The organism is Streptomyces recifensis (genome assembly GCF_002154615.1).
GTDB classification, from domain to species: domain Bacteria; phylum Actinomycetota; class Actinomycetes; order Streptomycetales; family Streptomycetaceae; genus Streptomyces; species Streptomyces griseoluteus.
In genome coordinates, this window is the sequence record NZ_MUNH01000781.1 from 337 (window position 1) to 799 (window position 463).

Sequence of the window (463 nt, forward strand, 5' to 3'; positions counted from 1 at the left end):
CGCACCACGACCCGGTCGACGTCTACGTCATCCAGATCGAGGGCACCAAGGACTGGCGGATCTGGGAGCCTGTGCCCGGCCGCCGCGCGGGGAAGGCCTCCCACCGGCCCGAGGACCTGGGCCGGCCGGCCATCGAGACGACGCTGCGTGCGGGTGACGTCCTGTACCTGCCCTGTGGAACCCCGCACGCAGCGGCCGCAAAGGACCAGGTGTCCCTGCACCTGTCGGTCACCGTCGAGCCGCGCCGCTGGCGCGACCTGCTGGCCGACACCGTCCAGCACCTCCTCCAGGCCCCCGACTTCGACGGCTTCCCCCACCTCGCCGACCCCGCCGACTCCGCCGACCCCGGTACGGCCGCCGCCCTGGCCACCCTGACCGGCCGCCTCGCCGAACTGCTGGCCGGCACCGACACGGCCGCCGAGACCGGCCGGCTGCGCCGGGCGGGCCGCGCCCGCGCGGGCGC

General features: G+C 76.5%; 1 protein-coding gene. It reads left to right on the plus strand.

Features of this window, described 5'->3' with window-relative positions; all coding sequences use genetic code 11:
• On the plus strand, window positions 1-463 hold a 463-nt coding region (locus tag CCN33_RS29645), incomplete at both ends, for a JmjC domain-containing protein (RefSeq protein ID WP_244173982.1).